The 20,460-nt window shown below is 71.9% G+C and carries 19 protein-coding genes and 1 tRNA gene; 14 read left to right on the top strand and 6 right to left on the bottom strand.

From position 1 onward, the window contains the following. Positions 1-56 precede the first annotated feature (56 nt). Positions 57-875, top strand: coding sequence for a MerR family transcriptional regulator (locus tag ACFWZH_RS25375; protein ID WP_384435466.1), 819 nt, complete (start codon positions 57-59; stop codon positions 873-875). Positions 876-899: 24 nt separating this feature from the next. On the opposite strand, the gene ACFWZH_RS25370 is transcribed toward ACFWZH_RS25375, so the two are convergent. Continuing rightward, positions 900-2,786 carry a BTAD domain-containing putative transcriptional regulator gene (locus tag ACFWZH_RS25370; protein WP_384435463.1) on the bottom strand — a complete coding sequence of 629 codons (1,887 nt, stop codon included), beginning with the start codon at positions 2,784-2,786 and terminating at the stop codon, positions 900-902. Between the two features lie 318 nt (positions 2,787-3,104). Here ACFWZH_RS25370 and ACFWZH_RS25365 point away from each other — a divergent pair, with 318 nt between their 5' ends. Beyond that, positions 3,105-3,614 carry a stress protein gene (locus ACFWZH_RS25365; protein ID WP_384435460.1) on the top strand — a complete coding sequence of 170 codons (510 nt, stop codon included), beginning with the start codon at positions 3,105-3,107 and terminating at the stop codon, positions 3,612-3,614. Between the two features lie 147 nt (positions 3,615-3,761). On the opposite strand, the gene ACFWZH_RS25360 is transcribed toward ACFWZH_RS25365, so the two are convergent. After that, positions 3,762-4,880, bottom strand: coding sequence for a protein-L-isoaspartate(D-aspartate) O-methyltransferase (locus ACFWZH_RS25360; protein WP_384435457.1), 1,119 nt, complete (start codon positions 4,878-4,880; stop codon positions 3,762-3,764). Positions 4,881-5,624: 744 nt separating this feature from the next. Between ACFWZH_RS25360 and ACFWZH_RS25355 the strand changes: the two genes are divergently transcribed. Next, positions 5,625-6,419 carry a helix-turn-helix domain-containing protein gene (locus tag ACFWZH_RS25355; RefSeq protein WP_384435454.1) on the top strand — a complete coding sequence of 265 codons (795 nt, stop codon included), beginning with the start codon at positions 5,625-5,627 and terminating at the stop codon, positions 6,417-6,419. A gap of 45 nt (positions 6,420-6,464) precedes the next feature. Here the strand turns inward: ACFWZH_RS25355 and ACFWZH_RS25350 are convergent, their stop codons facing one another. Further along, positions 6,465-7,268, bottom strand: coding sequence for an exodeoxyribonuclease III (locus ACFWZH_RS25350; protein ID WP_384435452.1), 804 nt, complete (start codon positions 7,266-7,268; stop codon positions 6,465-6,467). A gap of 266 nt (positions 7,269-7,534) precedes the next feature. Here ACFWZH_RS25350 and ACFWZH_RS25345 point away from each other — a divergent pair, with 266 nt between their 5' ends. From ACFWZH_RS25345 to ACFWZH_RS25295, 11 genes are all read left to right on the top strand, one after another. Beyond that, complete coding sequence (locus ACFWZH_RS25345) at positions 7,535-7,876, top strand: hypothetical protein (RefSeq protein WP_384435449.1); 342 nt, start codon at positions 7,535-7,537, stop codon at positions 7,874-7,876. A 103-nt stretch (positions 7,877-7,979) separates the two neighbouring features. After that, entirely contained in the window at positions 7,980-8,495 is a 516-nt protein-coding gene (locus tag ACFWZH_RS25340; protein WP_384435446.1) for a GNAT family N-acetyltransferase, read from the top strand. Between the two features lie 94 nt (positions 8,496-8,589). Further along, positions 8,590-9,519 carry an ABC transporter ATP-binding protein gene (locus ACFWZH_RS25335; protein ID WP_384435443.1) on the top strand — a complete coding sequence of 310 codons (930 nt, stop codon included), beginning with the start codon at positions 8,590-8,592 and terminating at the stop codon, positions 9,517-9,519. Next, entirely contained in the window at positions 9,516-10,541 is a 1,026-nt protein-coding gene (locus ACFWZH_RS25330) for an ABC transporter permease subunit (protein WP_384435440.1), read from the top strand. Before ACFWZH_RS25335 ends, ACFWZH_RS25330 begins: the two co-directional genes overlap by 4 nt. 169 nt (positions 10,542-10,710) lie before the next feature. Next, the gene (locus ACFWZH_RS25325) at positions 10,711-11,106 is read left to right on the top strand and encodes a GntR family transcriptional regulator (RefSeq protein ID WP_384435510.1); all 396 of its coding nucleotides are present in this window, start codon (positions 10,711-10,713) and stop codon (positions 11,104-11,106) included. 204 nt (positions 11,107-11,310) lie between these two features. Beyond that, the gene (locus ACFWZH_RS25320) at positions 11,311-12,090 is read left to right on the top strand and encodes a MerR family transcriptional regulator (RefSeq protein ID WP_384435437.1); all 780 of its coding nucleotides are present in this window, start codon (positions 11,311-11,313) and stop codon (positions 12,088-12,090) included. A 6-nt stretch (positions 12,091-12,096) separates the two neighbouring features. After that, entirely contained in the window at positions 12,097-13,362 is a 1,266-nt protein-coding gene (locus ACFWZH_RS25315) for a glycosyltransferase (protein ID WP_384435434.1), read from the top strand. Positions 13,363-13,500: 138 nt separating this feature from the next. Beyond that, complete coding sequence (locus ACFWZH_RS25310; protein ID WP_384435431.1) at positions 13,501-14,877, top strand: lysine N(6)-hydroxylase/L-ornithine N(5)-oxygenase family protein; 1,377 nt, start codon at positions 13,501-13,503, stop codon at positions 14,875-14,877. A 40-nt stretch (positions 14,878-14,917) separates the two neighbouring features. Next, the gene (locus tag ACFWZH_RS25305; RefSeq protein ID WP_384435428.1) at positions 14,918-15,595 is read left to right on the top strand and encodes an FMN-binding negative transcriptional regulator; all 678 of its coding nucleotides are present in this window, start codon (positions 14,918-14,920) and stop codon (positions 15,593-15,595) included. Position 15,596: 1 nt separating this feature from the next. After that, the gene (solA, locus tag ACFWZH_RS25300) at positions 15,597-16,748 is read left to right on the top strand and encodes an N-methyl-L-tryptophan oxidase (RefSeq protein ID WP_384435425.1); all 1,152 of its coding nucleotides are present in this window, start codon (positions 15,597-15,599) and stop codon (positions 16,746-16,748) included. A 304-nt stretch (positions 16,749-17,052) separates the two neighbouring features. Continuing rightward, the gene (locus ACFWZH_RS25295; RefSeq protein WP_384435422.1) at positions 17,053-17,646 is read left to right on the top strand and encodes a LuxR family transcriptional regulator; all 594 of its coding nucleotides are present in this window, start codon (positions 17,053-17,055) and stop codon (positions 17,644-17,646) included. Positions 17,647-18,494: 848 nt separating this feature from the next. Here ACFWZH_RS25295 and ACFWZH_RS25290 read toward each other — a convergent pair. The 3 genes from ACFWZH_RS25290 to ACFWZH_RS25280 form a co-directional block, all read right to left on the bottom strand. Then, positions 18,495-18,567: transfer RNA gene (locus tag ACFWZH_RS25290), tRNA-Ala, on the bottom strand. A gap of 102 nt (positions 18,568-18,669) precedes the next feature. Beyond that, a complete protein-coding gene (locus tag ACFWZH_RS25285; RefSeq protein ID WP_384435418.1) occupies positions 18,670-19,689 on the bottom strand; it encodes a hypothetical protein in 1,020 nt (339 codons plus the stop codon). 151 nt (positions 19,690-19,840) lie between these two features. Then, complete coding sequence (locus ACFWZH_RS25280; protein WP_384435415.1) at positions 19,841-20,455, bottom strand: GNAT family N-acetyltransferase; 615 nt, start codon at positions 20,453-20,455, stop codon at positions 19,841-19,843. Positions 20,456-20,460 lie beyond the last annotated feature (5 nt).

Genomic DNA, 20,460 nt, shown 5'->3' with positions numbered 1-20,460 from the left:
AGTTACCGCCGGTCGCACCCCGGTCCGCTGACACACCCCCGGCATAGGCTGACCCCGTGGCAGCGAACGAGAACTCCCAGGACGAGCGCCCGGCCCCCACCGCCCACACCCCCGCCGCGCGCGAGTTCCGCATGGCCGAGCTGGCCGAGGAAGCCGGCATCACGGTCCGTACGCTGCGGTTCTACCGCGAGCGCAAGCTCATCCCGCCGCCCCGCCGCGAGGGCCGGATCGCCTGGTACAACGAACACCACCTCGCCCGGCTGCGCACCATCGGCGCCCTGCTGGAGCGCGGCCACACCCTCGGCGGCATCGCCGAGCTCCTCTCCGCCTTCGAGTCCGGGCGCGACGTCGGCGAACTGCTGGGCCTGCAGACCCCGCTGCTCCCCCCGTGGTCCGAGGAGACCCCGGTCCGCCTCACCCCGGAGCAGCTCGCCGACCACTTCAGCCGGGACATCACCCCCGAGAACCTCACCACGTCCCTGGACATCGGCTATCTGGCCGTCGACGGCGACGAGTTCGTGCACATCAGCCGCCGCCTCCTGGACGCCTCCACCGAGCTGGTCAACAAGGGCGTCCCGCTGGCCGCCGTCCTGGAGGCCGGGCGCCGGGTGCGCGCCCACGCCGACGCCCTCGCCGACATCTTCACCACCCTCATCCGCACCCACCTCCTGGCCGACGTCCTGTCGCACCCGGGCGCGGACGGCCTGCCCGACCCCCAGGAGATCGACCGCATAGCCCAGACGATCGAGAAGCTCCGCCCGCTGTCCAAGGGCGTGGTGGAGGCCGAGCTCTCCATGGCCATGGACCGCCGGGTGCGCACGGAGCTGGAGCAGTGGCTGCGGGAGGACAAGGAGGAGGACGAGCCGGGCACCTGACCTCGGGGCGCGGGCGGCCGTAGCTCAGCCGCGCGCCGGCCGGGGCCGGGTGAAGTGGTCCAGCAGCCGCCGCACGGCGAGGTCCTGCGCGGACCGCGACTCCTCCGAGGCGACGCGTTGCGCGGCGTACAGACGCACCAACTCGGAGCGTACGTAGTGCCCCTGGGCCTGCTCCTGGAGCAGATGGGCGTCGCACAGCTCGGCGAGGTGGCGGCGGGTGCGTTCGAGGTCCTGCCCCGCCAGTGCCGCGGCGGCGGGCAGCTCCACCCCGGGTCCGGGGTGCAGACCGAGGACACGGAAGAGCCGGGCGGCGCCGCTCGACAGGGCACGGTAGCTGAGATAGAGATTGGCCTCCACGGCCAGATCGGCGTCGTGCGCGGACAGCTCCTGCAGGCGGCGGCGCTCGTCGGCCAGCTTCTTCGTCCAGAACTCCAGTGGCCATTCGGGGTGGGCCATCAGCCGTGCCGCGGCGATCCGCAGCGCCAGCGGGAGCCGTTCGCACCACTCGACCAGTCCCCGGGCGGCCGCCGGGTCCGCCTCGATGCGCTGCCGCCCCAGCGCGTTGCCCAGCAGCTGCAGGGCGTCGCCGGGGGCGAGCGGCCCCACCGTCACCAGTACGGCCCCGTCCCGGACCACCAGCCCGCTCAGCCGCCGCCGGCTGGTGACCACCGCCAGGCAGCCCGGCGCCGAGGGCAGCAGGGGCCGCGTCTGCTCGGCCGTGCCCGCGTTGTCCAGCAGCACCAGCATCCGCCGCCCGGCGAGCAGCGACCGGTACAGCGCCGCGCGCTCCGCCACGGACTCGGGGATCCTCGCCTCCGGGACCCCCAGCGCCAGCAGGAACGACGACAGTACGGTGCCCGCCCGCATCGGGGGGCGCTCGAAGCCCCGCAGATCGGCGAAGAGCTGACCGTCGGGGAACTCGGCCCGCAAGCGGTGCGCCCACTGCACCGCCAGCGTCGTCTTGCCGGCCCCGCCGCCGCCCGCCAGCACCACGCAGTGCGGCCGCGGCACCCGCTCCAGATGCTGGTCCAGCACCGCCAGCTCCCGTTCCCGGCCGCAGAAGTCCAGGACGCCGGGCGGCAGTTGGGCGACCCGCGGCAACGGAGCCGGCCGGTGGTCGGCGGCGTACGGAGCGGCGGGCGGCGACGCGGCCACCGGGCGACCGGGGCCCTGCCGCGCGGCGGCGCCGTTCCCGTCGAGCACCGCCAGGTAGGCCTCGCTCAGCACCCGGCCGGGGTCGATGCCCAGCTGGTCCTTCAGATGCCGGCGGGTGCGGTGGAAGTGGTCCAGGGCCTCGGCCTGCCGGCCGCTCGCCTGCAGGGCGCGCATCAGCAGCGCGGTCAGCTCCTCGTGCAGGGGATGCTCCGCGATCCACGCGGTCAGCTCCGTGACCACCTCGCCGTACCGGCCGAGCAGCAGCAGCTGCGCACCGAGCTCGTGCAGCGCGGCCACCCGCGCCTGGGCCAGGCCCGCCCCCACGGTCCGGCGCACCCGGTCGCCGGGCACATCCGCCAGTGCCTCGCCCCGCCACAGGCCGAGGGCCCGGCGCAGCATCGCGACCGCGGCCTGCGGCTCGGCCTCCCGGGCACCGGAGACCAGGCTCTGGAACCGGTGGACGTCCACCGCGCACGGATCGGCGAGCAGCACATAGCCCTGCCCCCGCGTGGCGAGCTCGGCCTGGCCGGCCAGCAGTTGCCGCAGCCGGTGCACGTGGTTGTGGACCACGCCGCGCGCGCTGGCCGGCGGATCCACGTCCCACGCCAGATCGATCAGCCTGCTCAGCGTGACCACCTGGTTGACCTCGCTGATCAGCACCGCGGTCACGGTACGGATCCGCCCCGACCCCAAGGCCAGCGGGCGGCCGTCGTCCGTCTCGCACTCCACCGGCCCCAGCAGCTTCAACTGAACCATCGTGCCCTCAAGTTCGTGACGCCGAACGGGCGCCTGCAGTCCGCCCCCTGTCTGCAAGGACCACCGGAAGGAAGGTCGGGTTCCGCTTGGCCGCCTCCCTCTCACTATGTGGACATAGTCCGCGAGTTGACAGAAATTCAACGCAAGTGCCGATCGGGCACACCCGCCCCATGAGCCCCACGTGAGCCGATCATGAGCGGCCCGGCCGAGCATTACTGCCGTACCGGTCGTGGCGGCCCACCCTTCCCGCCGCTCCGGCCGACTCTCCGCATCCCCGCGGTCCGGAGAGGTCGCACCCCCCACTCATGGAGGAGAACCATGTCCACTTCGGGCATCGTGAAGAAGAGCCTGGCAGCGGTGGCCCTGTGCGCCGCGCTCACCGCGACGGGTGCCGCCTTCCCGGCGACCGCCATGGCCGCACCGGCCGCCGCCGCGGCGCCGGCGGGTGACTCGCCGGTCGACATCGGCGCCAACGCGAACCTGAACTTCAACGTCGACGTGCTCGGCATAGCCAACAAGATCGAGTCGTCGATCAAGACCGCCCAGAACCGCGAGGGCTTCGTCAAGAACCTGATGGAGTCGGCGTTCTACGCCAGCAACGGCCAGTACAACGTCATGGTCCACAACCTCAGCCAGCCCTACGAGGAGCACGTCAACGGCGTCAAGGCGTACGGCTCGGCCACCTACGACGGCGTCGTCTACGGCATCTGGGTCTTCGAGGACGGCGAGTTCACCAACCAGGGCGACGGCGGCTTCATCAACTGGGCCTTCAAGGGCTGGTGGGAGCGCCCGAACAACGGCGGCTACGTGAAGTTCACCCGCCCCTGACCCACCCTCCCCCCAATCGGCCACCACCAAGGCCACCGACGGCCCGCCCCACCCCCGGCGGGCCGTCCCCCAACCGGGGCGCCCTCGTACTCCCCCGGAGGGCGCCCCACCTCACAGCGTCATGGACCGGCAGACGGAGGGGCGTTGTCACACGATCCAGGAGTCAGCCGGATCGTCCAGCCATACCCGCTGACTCTTGGCACTCACGGTCAGCCCGAACCGCGATGGGCCCGGCCGCCCATGGCCGTCCCACCATCGGAACGCGGCCTCCACGTCGTCCCACAGTCGGCGGGGTCCGTACTGCCAGACGCGCGCAGTGTCCCCGTCCCGGAACATGCAACACGCCCAGGACCGGTCGCTCAGGCTGTAGAACCAGACCGGCCGGGCTCCGTCGCTCTTCTCCGCCACGAAGTGCCAGCATTGCTGGACTCGAAGGCCCAGGGCGAACCGCTCCGGGCCGAATTGCTCCCCGACGAACTCCCCTTCCGTGATGGTCGTGGACGACTCGTCACCGTCGGCCACGCTGCCCGTGACGTACTCCTTGTGGACCACGGGCGATATCCGCTGGGACCGGAGTTTCATGAACTCCACGGGCCCGGTGAACTTCCCGGATGCGCTCTCTCCGTCCGACGCTACGACCAAGCGGGCCACCGCGTCGCCGTGGCTGTAGTTCGTCCCCCAGGGGGCCACGATGACGCCGCCGGGCCGGCACTGCTCCACCCACGCGAACGGGAGGGAGCGGAGGCCGCACGTGGCAATGACGCGGTCGTACGGGGCTCCCTCCGGGTAGCCCTGGAGCCCGTCGCCGTGGACGACGCGGACGGGGCTTCCCAGCCGCTCCACCGTCGCCATGGCAGCCGTGGCGACCGCTCGGTCCACCTCCATGGTGGTCACACTCCCCGGCCCCGCGCGGTGAGCCATCAGCAACGCATTCCAGGTGGTGGCCGTGCCGATTTCCAGGGCCGTATGACCCGGGTGGAGGTCCAGGGCCCGAAGCATCCGGAACACGACGGAGGGCATGGACGCGGAGCTGGTGGGGACGCGGCCGGGTTCGGTACCGGCGTGCATACCGTCGTCCCACTGGGTGACGATCGGTACGTCGGAGTCCGCGAACTCCTGCCACTTGGCGGGATCGTCCGCCTTCGATACGGCCACGCTCCGGCCGGCCTCCATGTCGAAAGGCCAGATGAGGACGGGCAGGACGGTGGAGCGGGGAACGGCCGCGTACGTGGGGGCCCAGTCGGAGGAGAGGGCCCCGGAAGACATGAGGGCGCGCCCCAACCCATCAAGGTCGGGACGGCCCTTGTGTGCGTCGGCGGTCACTCAGACAGCCTTGGGCGGGTTCGGCTGCCCTGGGCCCCCGTCGGGGGACGGGGGCTGATGCGGACCGGGGTACGGCTCTCCGGGGAGCTTGTCGCCACCGTCGTTCCGAAGTACTGCGTTCACGCTTCCTCCTCTTGAGGCTGTCGGCACGGAGTCTTTCCCTCGCATGGGCTGCTCAGGCACGGTGACCACGCTCGTGGTTCCTGATCCGCCGGCTCGCCACGACAGCCGTAGCGAACTGCCGGGATTTACGGGCCTCTTGGCGTTCCTTGTCCCATGCGCTGCACTCGACACAGCCAGGGCGTCAGGGTTCGCTCCCACCCCGGCGGGCCGTCCCCCAACCGGGGCGCCCTCGTACTCCCCCGGAGGGCGCCCCACCTTCTTCACCGCCCGAAGTCACCAGTGCGGAAAGGGCAGTTCCCTCCCGTGCGCCTGCCGCACATGCCGCCGCATCCGCACCCGCGCGTCCACCTCCAAGCTCGGATCGCGCGCGTCCCGCCCCCGGGCCTCCTGCGCCGCAAGCAGCTCGCACACGCCACATCCGTCATCTCTCCGCGTCTCGCTCTCCATACCGTGATGCTCCCGAGCCACGACAGGCCACTGCGACGGCATCAGGGCGTCATTCGGGCGTCACTCGAAGGCGTCAATCCGGTGTCATCGGGCAGGGCCAGGGGCTAGCGTGAAGCCATGACGACCGCCGAGCACGTACCGAACGACATGCTGCGCGCCGTACGCATCGGTCTGCGGCTCAGCCAGGACGACTTGGCCCGTGAGCTGCGGCAGGCAGGTGCCGAGGCCGGGGAGCCGAACGATGCCAGCAAGCGGCTCGTGCAGCGTTGGGAAACCGGCATCAGCCGTTCGCCGCGGCCCGTCTACGCCCGCGCCCTGGAGAAGGTGACCGGCCTGCCCGTCGAGGCGCTGGGATTCCGGCTTCCCGTCCCCATGGCCAGAGTCCGGGAGGACAGCGCGGGCGGCCACGACATGGCATCGGGCCCCGACGGGGTCGCCCCGCCGACCGGGAGCAGCCCCCGGCCGGTCGCGGAGGAGACCTCCCAGAGTGCGGGAGCGCACTACTCCGGGATCTGGCTGAGCCGCTACGAGTTCTTCTCGTCCGGGCGCGGCGAGACCTTCAGCGCCACCCACCATGTCGTCCTGGTGCAGCACGGCGCCCGCCTCACGGGCCACTCGCTGCCCGGTGCATCGTCGAACCCCGACTCGCCGCTGTCCCTCGACCTGAGCGTGGACGGCAATGTCGTCACCGGTACGTGGGTGGAACAGACCGCGGCCTCCGGCTACTACGCGGGCGCCCGCTATCACGGCGCACTCCAGCTCCTGGTGGAGCCCACCGGTCGGCGCATGGCCGGCAAATGGGTCGGCTTCGGCAAGGACTTCGACGTGAACACCGGCCCCTGGGAGCTGGTCTTCAAGGACCTGTCGATGAGCAAGGCCACGATGGACCGCTACAGCCGACCCCCCGAGTAGCGGCCGGGCCCGGGTACAGGAGCCGGCCCTGCACCCGATGCGTTCCTACTGCCCGTACGCCACCGTCACCGGCGCGTGGTCGCTCCAGCGCTGGTCGTACGCTGCCGCCCGCTCCACGTAGGCCTTGACCGCGCGCTGGGCCAGGCCCGGGGTCGCCAGGTGGTAGTCGATACGCCAGCCCGCGTCGTTGTCGAAGGCGCGGCCCCGGTAGGACCACCAGGAGTAGGGGCCCTCGGCTTCGGGGTGGAGGGAGCGGACGACGTCGACGTAGCCGCCGCGGGTCTCGTCGAGGACGTCGGTGAGCCAGGCGCGCTCCTCCGGGAGGAAGCCGGACTTCTTCTGGTTGGCCTTCCAGTTCTTCAGGTCGGCCTCCTGGTGGGCGATGTTCCAGTCGCCGCAGACCACGACCTCGCGGCCGTCGGCCGCGGCGCGCTTGCGCAGGTCGACGAGGTAGGGGAGGAACTCCGCCATGAAGCGTTCCTTCTCGTCCTGGCGCTCGGTGCCGACCTCGCCGGAGGGCAGGTAGAGGCTGGCGACGGTCACCCCGGGCAGATCGGCCTCGACGTAGCGGCCGCTGTCGTCGAACTCCGCCGAGCCGAAGCCGACCTGGACCCGGTCCGGCTCGCGGCGGGTGTAGAGGGCGACGCCGGCGCGGCCCTTGGCGGCCGCCGGGGCGAAGACCGTGTGCCAGCCGGCGGGCTCGCGCACCTCGTCCGGGAGCTGCGCGGTCTCGGCCCGTACCTCCTGCAGGCACAGCACGTCGGCGGCGGTCTGCGCCAGCCACGGGACGAAGCCCTTCTTGGCCGCGGCGCGCAGCCCGTTCACATTCACGGAGGTCACGGTGATCACAACGCTCGCCCTATCCCTTTCCGGCCCCTGCTCTCTCGTCGGGCCAGGGGTCAGGCTCCCATACCGGTAGTCGCCTCGATGACGGCCGGGCGCCACGGCCCGGCCGCCCCGGCTCGGCCGCGCCGCGCGCACACTCCGCCGTAGCCACACATATCCGGCATGTTCAAGCCCCGACTTCTCGGGTCGGGACGCGGTCGTCGCGACGGGTTTCCATCGGATCAGGCATTTCGCCGAACCAGGCTTCCCCCCGACGAAAGGAACCCGTCATGCCGATCCACCACTCCAAGCGCCGCCTCGCCTGCGCGGCCCTGCTCGTCGCGACGATCGCGGGCCCGCTCGCGACGAGCGGCACCGCGACGGCCGACTCGCACCCCCCGAAGCCCGTGATCAAGACCGGCCCGATCAAGGTGAAGAAGGGGCCGGGCCAGGCCGTGGCCCAGCAGTCGGGCCCGTCCACGGAGGGGCCCGACAGCGCGGTCATGCCCAACGGATGGAAGGTCGAGCAGGGGCACCAGTACACGCGCTGCTGGGAGGACCACGAAACGCTGCAGAGCGTCTGCGAGACGTTCATCAGCTGGCCCGACGGCAGCGAGACCGTGGTCGGGTGAGGGTGCGCCCCTCCCGCCGGGAGCGACCGCGGCCCGTCCCGGTCACGCGGTCGCTCTCCCGTCCCGCCACGCCCGCCACTCGCACGCCCGTACGCTTCATGGCATGGAGACTCGCCCCACCGGGACACCCCACGTCGAGATACGCGCCGTCCGCTACGACCACCCCGACGCCGTCGCCCTCGACGGACTGGTCCAGCAGGAGTACGCCCGGCGCTACGGCGACGGCGATATGACGCCGCTGGATCCGGAGATGTTCAACCCCCCGCACGGCGCGTATCTGATCGCGTACGAGGGCGGCCGGGCGCTGGCCAGCGGGGGCTGGCGGGTGCAGGACGACACCGGCAAGGGCTACGCGGTCGGGGACGCCGAGATCAAGCGGATGTTCGTGCTGCCCGAGGCGCGGGGGCGGGGGCTGGCGCGGCGGATCCTGGAGGTGCTGGAGGCGGACGCGCGGGCCGCGGGGCGGTCCCGGATGGTGCTGGAGACCGGCATCAAGCAGCCGGAGGCGCTGCAGCTGTACGCGTCCTGCGGCTATGCGCTGGTGGAGAAGTTCGGTCTGTACCGGACGTATGAGGAGAGCCGGTGCATGGCGAAGCCGCTGACGGGGACGGCCGGCTGAGGGGCGCCCCACCCGCTCACCGGCTTTGTTGACAGGCGTCCGGGCCGCTCCCCATACTCATTCCACTAATGAACTAGCTAAAGGGGGGATCCGGGTGAGCGACCCGAGCCCGTGGGCCGTCGAGGCCGTAGGACTGGGGAAGAGGTACCGCCGCGGGTGGGCGCTGCGAGACTGCTCCTTCCGGCTCCCCGCCGGCCACATCTGCGCGCTCGTCGGCCCCAACGGCGCCGGCAAGAGCACGTTCCTGGGCACCGCGACCCGGCTGGTGCAGCCCACCACCGGGACGCTGAAGCTGTTCGGCGTCCCGGTCTCCGACCCGGCCGCCCTGGAGCGGATCGCCTTCCTCGCGCAGGACAAGCCGCTCTACCCGCGCTTCACCGTGGCCGACACCCTGCGGCTCGGCCGTGAGCTGAACCCGCGCTGGGACCAGGCGCTGGCCGAGCGGATCGTGCGGTCCGGGAACGTGCCACTGACGGCCCGGATCGGCACCCTCTCGGGCGGCCAGCGCACCCGCGTCGCCTTCGCCCTCGCCTTCGGCAAGCGGCCCGAGCTGCTGCTGCTCGACGAGCCGATGTCCGACCTCGACCCGCTCGCCCGGCACGAGCTGTCGGGCCTGCTGATGGCCGAGGCCGCCGAGCACGGCACGACCGTGCTGATGTCGTCCCACATGCTCGCGGAGATGGAGGAGATGTGTGACTACCTCGTCGTCCTCGCCGAGGGGCGGCTGCGGATGGCGGGCCCGACCGAGGAGCTGGTGCCCTCCCACCTGCTGGTGACGGGCGTGGCCGACGGAGCGGACGGGGTGCCCGAGGAGCTGCGGCGGCAGCACACCGTGATCGAGTCCCGGGTCAGCGGGCGGCAGTTCAGCGCGCTGATCCGGTCCGGCGGACCGCTCGCCGAGCGCTGGGAGGCCCTGGTGCCGAGCATGGAAGAGGTCCTGCTGGCCTACCTGCGCTCGCCCGAGGCGCCCGACCTGATCGCGGACGGGGCACGGATCGACGGCGGAACGCAGGAGGCGGCATGAGCCGGACCGGCACCACCCACGACGCCGTCGCGGCGGCCCCGGCGGCCGGCCCGCCCACGTCCGCCACCGCGGACAACCGTCGCCGCGCCCTGCTGCGCGGCCTGCCCTGGCTGGTCTGGCACCGGCACCGCGCCTTCCTGCGCACCGGTCTGCTGGTCACGGCCGCGGCCTGCGCGCTCTTCGCCTACCAGCGCATCGGCGTGACGGAGTTCCTGGACCTCAAGGGCGCCACCCCGGACGCGGACGGGGAGCTGCTCAACGACTTCCGCAACCACTTCCATTCGGCCTTCGACCTCGACGTGGAGTTCCTGCAGTTCCTGCCGCTCTTCGTCGGCATCTTCCTCGGCGCACCGCTGATCGCGAGCGAGCAGGAGCACGGCACGCTCAAGCTGGTCACCACCCAGTCGGTGAGCCGCGGCCGCTGGATCGCCGCCACCCTCGGCCTGCCGCTGGCCCTCGCCGCGCTGTGCACCGGTCTGCTGTCGGCCGCCTTCACCTGGCTGTGGTCGCCGGCCCGCAACCTGGCCCTGGGCGGCGACTGGCTGGCGGGCGGCGCCTTCGACACCACCGGCCCGATACCGGTGGCCACCACCCTCTTCCTGACCGCCTGCGGCATCGCCATCGGCATGCTGGTCAAGCGGACGGTGCCGGCGATGGCGGCCACCGCCGTCTTCGCCGTGGTCGCCTCCCTGATCTGGAGCGAGAAGGTCCGCGACCGCCTCGGCACACCGCGCAGCGTCAGCTACCCGTACAACGGCGACGGCCCCGACCTGCCGCTGGGCTCCGTACGCATCGACGACTGGGTGTCCACCGCCGACGGCAGGCTCTACGGCTACGGCACCTGCGTCGACGGCGATGCCGAGGCCTGCCGGGCCAGGCTGGGCATCGTCAACCGCGTGACCCAGTACTTCGACTACGAGCAGATGGCCGGGATGCAGTGGCTGGGCGCGGGGATCCTGCTGGCCCTGACCGCCGTGGTGCTCGCGTTCGTGGTCTGGCGGGCCCACCGGCGGCCGCTCTGAACAGCCGGGCGCGGCACACGCCGGGCGGCGCTTTGACACCCGGCACCGGCGGCCGGATCATCAATCGGTCGGGCGGCCGAGGCCCGGCGGCGCCGCCACCGGCCCGGTTGGCGGCATGGTCGGCCCGCCGGGCGAGAGCATCGGCCCTACGGGCGAGAGCAGCAGAGAGGTGGTGAGCGTCGTCGAGTTCCGCATCGACCGCCGCAGTGGTGTCGCCACCTACCTCCAGATCGTCCAACAGGTCCACCAGGCGCTGCGTTTGGGCATCCTCGTGGAGGGCGACCGCCTGCCGACCGCCGCGCAGGTCGCCGCCACGACCAAGGTCAACCCCAACACGACCCTGAAGGCCTACCGCGAACTGGAACGCGAAGGCCTGGTCGAACCGCGCCCCGGCCTGGGCACCTTCGTCAGCCGCACGCTGGCCCGCCCCGAGTCCGCGGCGGACGCCCGGCTGCGCGAGGAACTGCGCTCCTGGATGGCGCGGGCACGGACCGAGGGCCTGGACCGGGAGGACGTCCAGGCACTGGTGAACTCGGTGCTGGAGGAGCGGTACGCGCAGGAGTGAGACGTACGGGAGTACGGAGTGCGGGGAGGGGCGGTCGTCTTGGCGGACGGCCGCCCCTCCTTCCCGTTTCGGCCCGCCGCTCCTCCGTCTCTCCCCCCCCGCTTGACCCTTACGTAACGTCAGGCCGCAGCCTGGGCGGCGGCGTGGACGGCTCGTCCGCCGTCCACGCCGCGTCCCCGTCACCACGAACGAAAGGCGCCGAGCGTGGGCTACTCGGTCGGGCAGGTCTCCGCCGTCGCGGGAATCACCGTGCGCACCCTGCACCACTACGACAAGGCCGGACTCCTCTCCCCCACCGACCGCAGCCCGGCCGGCTACCGCCTCTACAGCGACACCGACCTCGCCCGGCTGCAGCAGATCCTCTTCTACCGGGAACTCGGCTTCCCGCTCGACGAGATCGCCACGATCCTCAAGGACCCGCAGGCCAACGCCCTCGACCACCTGCGTGCCCGGCACCGCCTGCTCAACGAGCAGATGACCAAACTCCAGCGCCTGGTCGAGGTCGCCGAACAGGCCATGGAGGTCCAGCAGACCGGCGTGGAGCTGACGCCCGAGGAGCGGTTCGAGGTGTTCGGCGAGGTCGCCTTCGACCTCACCTACGCCACCGACGCCCAGCTGAAGTGGCATGACCGCGCGGGGCACCAGCGCTCCATGGCGAGCGCCGCCACCCACACCAAGGAGGACTGGGCGCAGATCATGGCCGAGGCCGCCGAGTGGCGGGCCCGGCTGACCGCCGCCTTCGACGCCGAGGACCCCGCGGACGGCGAACGCGCCATGGACCTGGCCGAGGAGCACCGGCAGAGCATCAGCCGCTGGTTCACCCCGTGCCCCACCGATATGCACGGCCGGATCGCCGACGACTTCGCGGCCGACCCCCGGGCGTTCGCCCTGATCGTCCCGCCGAGCGAGCAGCGGCCCGGCCTCGCCTCCTACCTGCGCACGGCCGTCCACGCCAACGCCGTACGCCAGTCGAAAGGCTGCTGACGCCCCATGAAGATCGTGATCACGGCCGCCGGCTCGTACGGCGACGTCGCCCCGTACACCGGCCTCGGCGCCCGGCTCCGCGCAGCCGGCCACGACGTCGCCCTCGCCACCCACGACGCCTACGCCCCGCTCGTGCGGACCGCGGGCCTGGAATTCCGCCGGCTGCCCGCCGACCCGCGCGCCGGGCGTCCGGGCGGCGGGCAGGCACCGGAGGCCTCCACCGGCGACCGACGCGCCCTGATGCGCAAGGCCGCCGCCTTCATCCGGGAACTGGGCACCGGGGTGGCCGAAGCCACCACCGAGGGCACCGAGTTGCTGCTGCTGTCCACCACCACCGCGCCGCTCGGCCGGAGCCTCGCCGAGGCGTACGGCATCCCGTCCTTGGAGCTTCCCCTCCACCCCAACGCCCCCACCGGCGACTTCGCCCCTCCCGTCGGCGGCGCCCGCTCCCTCGGCCGCTGGGGCAACCGCGCCGTCGGCCGCCTCTCCCACCGCGTCGTCGACCGCCTCTACGCCGACGCGAGCCGCGAACTGCGGGCCCGCCTCGGCCTGCCGCCCGCCACGCCCCGTACGCTCCGTCGCCGCGCCGAAGCGACCGGCCGGCCGGTCCTGCACGGCTTCAGCGAGGTCCTGGTGCCCCGCCCCAAGGACTGGCCCAGCGGCCTGGAGGTCGTCGGGAACTGGTGGCCCTGGCACGCACCCGACGCCCAACTCCCCTCCTTCGTCGAGGACTTCCTCGCGGCCGGGCCTCCTCCGGTGTTCATCGGCTTCGGCAGCATGGCGGGCGGCGAGGGCGAGCGGCTGAGCGCCCTGGCGGTGGCGGCCCTGCGCCGGGCCAAGGTCCGCGGCGTCCTCCAGTCCGGCTGGGCCGGTCTGACCACCGGCCCCGACGCCCTCGCGACGGACGACGTCCTCACCGTCGGCGAGGTCCCGCACGCCCTGCTCTTCCCGCACATGGCGGCGGTGGTGCACCACTGCGGTGCCGGTACCACCGCGGCGGGTCTGCGGGCCGCGGTCCCCACCGTCCCCGTACCGGTCACCGCCGACCAGCCCTTCTGGGCCGCGCGGCTGGCCGCCGTGGGCGCCGCCACGGCCCCGATCCCCTTCCGGGACCTCGCAGCCGAGCACGCCGCGGACCGGCTGGCCGACGCCCTCACCCGGGCCACCGCCGACCCCGCCCACCGCGAGCGCGCGCGGGGCGCCGCCGGCCGTCTCGCCGTCGAGGACGGTGCCGGCGCGGTCGCCGAGGCGGTGGCCCGCCTGACCGCGTAAGGCCGCACGCCGTGAGGCCCCGTCGCGTAAGCCCCCACCACGCAGGGCGGCACAATAGCCAGATTCCCGGCGCACCGATATAGGACCAATTTCTCATACCGAAGATCCTTGACGGCCGGATGGCGTTCCCGCAGGCTCGTGCTGAAATCCTCACGCCCTCAGCATTCAGGTAATCACCCCCTGGAGCACGTCTTGCCGGAAAGCCTGGAAACAGGGCGCTCCACCTCATCCTTATCCGATGAGGAACGAGCGCCGCTCGACGTACTGGGTGTCGGGTTCGGCCCCTCGAATCTGGCCCTCGCCATAGCTCTGCGCGAAACCTCCCACCCACGGTCCGGGGTGCACTTCTACGAGCGGCACCCCGGATTCTCATGGCATGGCGGCATGCTGCTGAAGAACGCCACCATGCAGGTGCACTTCCTCAAGGACCTGGTGACACTGCGCAACCCGCGCAGTGAATTCACCTTCCTCAGCTATCTGCACGACCGGGACCGGATGGTTGATTTCATCAACCACAAGGCCCTCTTTCCGAGTCGTGTGGAATTCCACGACTACCTGGAATGGGCCGCGGGCGCGCTGGCGGACCGGGTCAGCTACGGCCATGAGGTGCTGCGGATCGAACCGGCGGCATCGGCGGGGCGGGACCAACTGGACGTGACGATCGGCATACCCGGTTCCGACGGCATCCGGCGGATCGTGCGCCGGGCCGGGAACGTGGTGCTGGCACCCGGTCTGCGCCCGTCCCTGCCGGACGGTGCACGGGAGTCGGAGCGGATCTGGCACAGCAGCGGCCTGCTCCACCGGCTCGACGGCATACCGAGCGCGGCGCCCCTGCGCTTCACCGTCGTGGGTGCGGGCCAGAGCGCGGCCGAGGTCACCGCCCACCTCCACGAGCGCTTTCCCAACGGGCGGGTACGGGCCGTCTTCGCAGGCTACGGATACAGCCCCGCGGACGACTCCTCGTTCGCCAACCGGATCTTCGACCCGGTCGCCGTGGACGACTTCCACCGGGCTCCGCACTCCGTCCGGGACATGCTCGTCGACCGGCACCGGAACACCAACTACTCGGTGGTCGACAACGAGCTGATCTCGGAGCTCTACCGCATCTGGTACCAGGAGAAGGTGACCGCCGAGCAGCGGTTGCTGATCGACCACACCTCCTGCCTCATCGATGTCGAGGAGACCGCCGGCAGCCCGCTGTCGCTGACGGTCGAGTCCCTCACCTCGGGCGAGAAGCGCACCCTGGAGTCCGACTATCTGGTGTACGCGACCGGCTACCGCCCGGTCCCGCCCGACGAGTTGCTGAGCCCCGAGCTGCTCGGCCTGTGCAAGCGCGACATCACCGGCCGGCTGGACGTGGGCCGCGACTACCGCATCCGCATGGAGGACGGGGTGCGCTACGGAATCTATCTGCAGGGCGCCACCGAGCACACGCACGGCCTGTCCTCGACGCTGCTGTCCAATACGGCGGTCCGGGCCGGAGAGGTCGCCGACTCGCTCCTGCGCCGCCGGTAGCCGTCGGCGCAGAATCTCGGCCCCGAAGGAGAACCGCGCTATGTACGTTCCCGCACATTACAAGGGGAGTTCGGCGGCAGCGGTGGCCACGGTGCGCGCCAACCCGCTGGCCACTCTCGTCACCGGAGCGGAACCGGTGCCCTTCGCCACCCACCTGCCGGTCGTGCTGCCCGAGGACGTGGCCGACGCCGTCGACAACGGGCCCGCGGATCTGCGCGGCCACCGGGTGCTCGGGCATCTGAACCGGGCCAATCCGCACTGGCGCCACCTCACCGCCGGGCAGTCCGCCCTGCTGATCTTCCGCGGCCCCGACGGATACGTCTCGCCCGAGGTCTACGGATACACACCGGCCGCGCCCACCTGGAACTTCACGGCCGTCCACCTACGAGGCACGATCCAGCCGCTGCCGGCCGGCGAGGAGACCCGCCGCGTCATCCACCGCACGGTGCGCGAACTGGAGGGCCGTTTCGGCCGCCAGTGGGACATGGCGGGGTCGCTCGACTACTTCGACAAGATCCTGCCCGCGGTGGGGGCGTTCGAACTGCACGTGGAAGACGTCGACGGGATGTTCAAACTCAGCCAGGAGCTGGACCCGGAGACCAGGGACACAACCACTTCGCACTTCGCCGCCAGCCCGGAAGGCACACACCGGGAGTTGGCGTGCGCCATGGAGCGGTGGACCGGCGCCGATGGCCGGCCACCCGAGGGGAGACTCTGAAATGGGCAAGCAGTACGACGTCGCCGTGGTCGGCCTGGGCGGACTGGGCAGCGCGGCCGCCAACGCGCTGGCCGCGGCCGGCCTGAAGGTCCTGGGCCTGGAGCGCTACAGCCCGGTCCACGACCTGGGTGCCAGCCACGGCGAGTCCCGCGGCGTGTGGCAGGCGTACTTCATGGGCCCCGAGTACGTGCCGTATCTGCGCCGCGCCTACACCCTGTGGTCGGAGCTGGAGGAGGCCAGCGGCGAGCGCCTCTTCCACCGCACCGGCGGTCTGTGCCTCGGGCCCGCCGACGGCGCCCTGATACCCGCGGCCCGCGCGAGCGCCGAGAAGTGCGGACTGGAGCACGAGTACCTCACCGCGGACGAAGTGCACGCCCGCTACCCGCAGTTCGAGCCGGCGCCGGACTGTGTCGCGGTGTACGACCCGGGCTCCGGCTACGTCCAGCCCGAGCAGACCGTCCGGGTCGGACTGGCCCTCGCCCGGCGGCACTCCGCCGACCTGCACTTCAACGAGACGGTGCGGGAGATCACCGAGAACCCCGGTGGTGCGCGGGTGTCCACCGACCGCGGGACCTACGAGGTGGGACACGTCGTGGTGACCGCGGGCTGCTGGTCGCCGGACCTGCTGCCCGAACTCACCTTCCCCGTCGACGTGCTGCGCAAGGTCATGTTGTGGTTCGAGCCGGGCGGCGGCGCACAGGACTTCCAGCCCGGTCGTTTCCCGTACTGGATATGGGAGGGCGACGGCATGGTCGGATACGGGCACCCGGCCGCGAACGGCCTGAACGGCGGGGTGAAGGCGGGTGTGCACAGCGGCGGCACGCCCACCGACGCGGACGGCGTGGACCGCTTCGTGCAGCAGCGCGAGATCGCCGAGATCCAGGACTTCCTGCGTACCCGCATTCCCCGCCTCGGCGCGAGCGGCCGCTACCGCAAGAGCGCCGTCTGCCTCTACGACAACACCCCGGACCAGGCGTTCGTCATCGGTCCGGCCTCCGCGCACGGCCGCGTCGTCGTGGCGGCCGGCACCTCCGGCCATGCGTTCAAGTTCCTGCCGGCCATCGGCGAATCCGTCATGGAGATCGTGACGAAGGGAGCCGCAAGCCAGAATCTCTCGATCTTCGACCCGGCTCGTTTCGCGGGCAGCCGCTGACCACAGCGGAGGATGAACGGTCCCGCGATCAGGCTCGCCGCGGCGCGGAAGGCGGTCATCGGCAGGAACATCGTGCCGGCCTTCCTCGCCGCGGCGGCGCTGCCGTCGACCATGGCGCTGCCGACGGCGCGCCCTGCTCCTCGCCCCCTGGCAGGAAGTTGTCGGCGTCGGCTCCAGGGCCCTCAGCGCCGGTAGCGTCGCCGACAGTTGAACCCCCGGGGACCGTCGCCGACCTCGCAGCCGTCCGCGCTCGTGACCTCGCATGCCGACCGCAGAGCGGCGGAACGATGTGGAGGACGTACGCGTGGCTGGATCACCTGCGTTTGACGAGAAACACGGCAGCACCGGACGAGTGGCCGCCGTCGCCCCTCTCACCCCTCGTGAACTCGACGTCCTCCGGCTCGTCTCCAGGGGACTGGCGAATCGCCAGATCGCCCGCGGCCTGGGCATCTCCGAGAAGACCGTCAAGAACCACCTCAGCGCGATCTACGCGAAGATCGGCGCGGCCGACCGCACCCAGGCGGCGATGTTCGCCCTGGCCGCCGACGCCACCGGCGCCCCGCGGACGGACATCCGCGACGAGGAGCGCCGCGCCCGGCGACGGGAGGGAACAGCGGATCACGAGGAGCACCCCGGACCGCGCAACCGGCCCGCCGGCCTGACCGTTCGGGAGATGGACGTCCTTCGGCTGGTCACCCGCGGGATGACCAACCGGATGATCGCCTGCGACCTCGGCATCTCGGAGAAGACCGTCAAGAACCACCTCAGCGCGATCTACACCAAGATCGGCGCGGCCGACCGCACCCAGGCCGCCCTGTACGCGGTGACGAGCGGGCTGCGCGCTCCGGGACGCCGGGTGACGTTCCGCCTCACCGAGGCAGCACACCTCCCGGCCTGATCCACCCCTACTGGCAACAGCCTGCCACCGCGAAAGACCAGGTCGAAAAGGGCGTACCTCGACGCGCCGGGTACCCCACACTGGACCGGGGGGAAGCCCTCGATGCCGGGAGGGGCGCGTCGTCCTGCGGAAGCGGTCCCACCACCAGCGCGGAGGCGTCACCGCGGTGCCCTAAGGGACCCCCGACGCACCCGACCGCCCCTCCCGGCCCTCTCCCCGCCCCCACACCGCCGGCCACTTGGCACCCTCGCGGGTGCACTCCGCTGCCGGGCGATGGTTCGCAAAAGGTCCCGGCACTGACGGCGAAGGCGCCTGCGCCGCATGAAGCCCGCTGTTCCTGTGACCGCTCGCCGGCTGCCTCAAGGTGCCGGGTTCTTCGTCAGCGGCTCGTCCTCACGCAGTAGTTCGCGCTCGACCGGCGTCGATCTCGCATGCGAAACGTCCAATGACGTTGGCACCGGGCGACCGGTGGCGGCAAGCCGCGCTCGTGAACTTCCTTGGCCGGGCGGGGAACAGGTGGTCCGCGTCGATCCGCTGGACCGATCCGCATGGCCGAAAACGCGGGTGTTCCACCGCGGAAACGGCCCAAGTAGATCACCGCCGATCCCGCACCTTCGGCCACACTTCCGCGGAACCGTCCGGCAAGGCCGCGCAACGGCATCCAGTCGCTCGTCGCACAGCAGGACAGCCCCGAGGACGGTGCGGATGATCGCCCCGAGCGCGGGCGCGACGACACCGGCGACGCCCGACGGACTGCTCAAGATGATCGGCCGGGTCCGCGCCTCACCGCGGCACGGCGCGAAAAAGCCCCCACCGGATCTTCCCGGAGGGGGCTTTGACGTGTGCGGTGGACCTGAGGGGATTCGAACCCCTGACCCCCTCGTTGCGAACGAGGTGCGCTACCAGCTGCGCCACAGGCCCTTGCGACGAGTGAAACTCTAGCATCTCGGTCGCGGTGCTCGGAAATCGCTTCCGGCGCTGGTCAGCGGAGGGACCGTGCCGCGCCCGCCGGTGCGACGTGGGTCACTCGTTCGCGGCGCGCGGGCGGTCCTCGTTCTCGTACTGGTCGAAGAGCGGGGTGCGGCCGCGGGGGCGGCGGGCCGGGGCGTCGGGCTGGGGGTGGTCGGGGGCGGCGCTGGAGCGGGCGGAGCTCCAGGCGTCGTCGGCCTCCAGATCGACGTGGCTGGTGGCACGCGGGGCGACCGGGGCGGTGACGTAGGTGGGGAGCGGGACCGGGACGGGCTCCCAGCTGCCGGCCGCGGGGCGCGGGCGTTCGCGCTCGCGCTGCTGGTCGACCCACTCGGCGTGGTCGGTCTCCTCCACCACGGCCCGGCGGCCCGCGGTGTGCGCGGGGGGCGCGACGCGGGGCGGTTCCGGGACGGCGTCGACGGGGGCCTCAGCGCGGGCGTCGGCCGGGTGGTCGTCGGCGGGCGGCTGGTCGGCCGCCTGCCGAGGGCGGGGCCGGCCCTCCCGCAGTCGCTGCGCCGCCGCCTCCGCCTTGCGCTGGTCCATGGTGAACGTGAAACGGCGGCGCTCCTGGGCGCGCAGGTAAACGATGTAGGAGGTGAGCAGCAGGGCGGGCAGGGCGGGGGCCCACAGGAAGGGCAGGCCGCCCACCGCGGCGACGACGGCGCCGACCGTGAAGGCGAGGAAGAGCACGGTGATGGTGCGCCGGCGGCGGGCGAGGACCTTGGCCCGCTTGGCGCGCTCGGAGAGCGACGGGCGCGGCGGGGCGGGCTGCACCCGGGTGTGGTGGGCCTCGGGCTCATCGGCCGCGGGGTCGCCGAAGGGCCCGGCGACGGCCTCGTCGGCCGGGGCGTCCGGGTCCTGCTCCTCGCCCTCATCGTCGGCGGGGTACTCCCCGCGCTCCTTGTCGTAGCGGCGCTGCATGGCCGCGCGTCCGGACAGCAGCCGGATGGCGGTGCTGAAGCGCTCGGTCGGACGGGCCTCGTTGAGCTCATCCTGTCTACGGAGCCACATCGGCACCAAGTAGGCGGCCCAGGCCCCGACGATGACTGCGTAGATGAGGCCGCTGCTTCTCACAACTCACACGGTAGAGGGGTTTGCAGGGGGCCATCCGCCAATTGGGCCGGTGTGTCGCACGATCTGGCTGATATCTCGAACTTTTTTGTGATGGTAGAGATCCGCGCCCTCACCAATCCGGCCAATCGGGAATTTTGTTCGAACATTTATTTCATTTGTGGTGCGTGCCGGGCCTGCTGGGATTCTCCCGGTGCCAGCGGTGGAGCAGGCCCCCGGGCACCTCTTCCGCGGTGAGGGCGAAAACCGCGTGGTCGCGCCAGGCCCCGTCGATGTGCAGGTAGCGGGGCCGGATGCCTTCCTCGCGAAAGCCGAGCTTTTCGACCACCCGGCGGCTGGGGACGTTCTCGGGGCGAATGCAGACCTCAATGCGGTGCAGCCCCACGGCGCGGAAGCAGTGATCGACGGCGAGCGCCACGGCGGTCGGGATCACACCGCGGCCGGCCACTTCCTGATCGACCCAGTAACCGATATGGCCCGAGCACATCGAACCCCAGGTGATGCCGGCGACCGTCAGCTGTCCGACGAGCTGCCCGCGGTATTCGACGACGAACGGCAGCATCCGGCCGGCGTGTGCCTCCGCGCGCAGATGGCGGACCATTTGACGGTACGTGGGACGGTGCGGCGGGGCCAGGCCGGGCGGGGGCGGCGGGATGGTGGCTTCCCAGGGGCGCAGCCAGTCGCGGTTGCGGCGGTTGACCTCGCGCCAGGCGCGTTGGTCGCGCAGCCGTATCGGGCGGAGGGTGACATCACCGTCCGTCAGGACCACCGGCC

It is taken from the genome of Streptomyces sp. NPDC059008, from assembly GCF_042749045.1.
Taxonomy (GTDB): domain Bacteria; phylum Actinomycetota; class Actinomycetes; order Streptomycetales; family Streptomycetaceae; genus Streptomyces.
This window is presented reverse-complemented; position numbering and strand designations above follow the sequence as displayed.

Bases quoted from the DNA above. Each gene is read 5' to 3' on its own strand.
- ACFWZH_RS25370 (WP_384435463.1), bottom strand. From the start codon at position 2,786: ATGGTTCAGTTGAAGCTGCTGGGGCCGGTGGAGTGCGAGACGGACGAC.
- ACFWZH_RS25365 (WP_384435460.1), top strand. From the start codon at position 3,105: ATGTCCACTTCGGGCATCGTGAAGAAGAGCCTGGCAGCGGTGGCCCTG.
- ACFWZH_RS25360 (WP_384435457.1), bottom strand. From the start codon at position 4,880: ATGTCTTCCGGGGCCCTCTCCTCCGACTGGGCCCCCACGTACGCGGCC.
- ACFWZH_RS25355 (WP_384435454.1), top strand. From the start codon at position 5,625: ATGACGACCGCCGAGCACGTACCGAACGACATGCTGCGCGCCGTACGC.
- ACFWZH_RS25345 (WP_384435449.1), top strand. From the start codon at position 7,535: ATGCCGATCCACCACTCCAAGCGCCGCCTCGCCTGCGCGGCCCTGCTC.
- ACFWZH_RS25340 (WP_384435446.1), top strand. From the start codon at position 7,980: ATGGAGACTCGCCCCACCGGGACACCCCACGTCGAGATACGCGCCGTC.
- ACFWZH_RS25330 (WP_384435440.1), top strand. From the start codon at position 9,516: ATGAGCCGGACCGGCACCACCCACGACGCCGTCGCGGCGGCCCCGGCG.
- ACFWZH_RS25315 (WP_384435434.1), top strand. From the start codon at position 12,097: ATGAAGATCGTGATCACGGCCGCCGGCTCGTACGGCGACGTCGCCCCG.
- ACFWZH_RS25305 (WP_384435428.1), top strand. From the start codon at position 14,918: ATGTACGTTCCCGCACATTACAAGGGGAGTTCGGCGGCAGCGGTGGCC.
- solA (WP_384435425.1), top strand. From the start codon at position 15,597: ATGGGCAAGCAGTACGACGTCGCCGTGGTCGGCCTGGGCGGACTGGGC.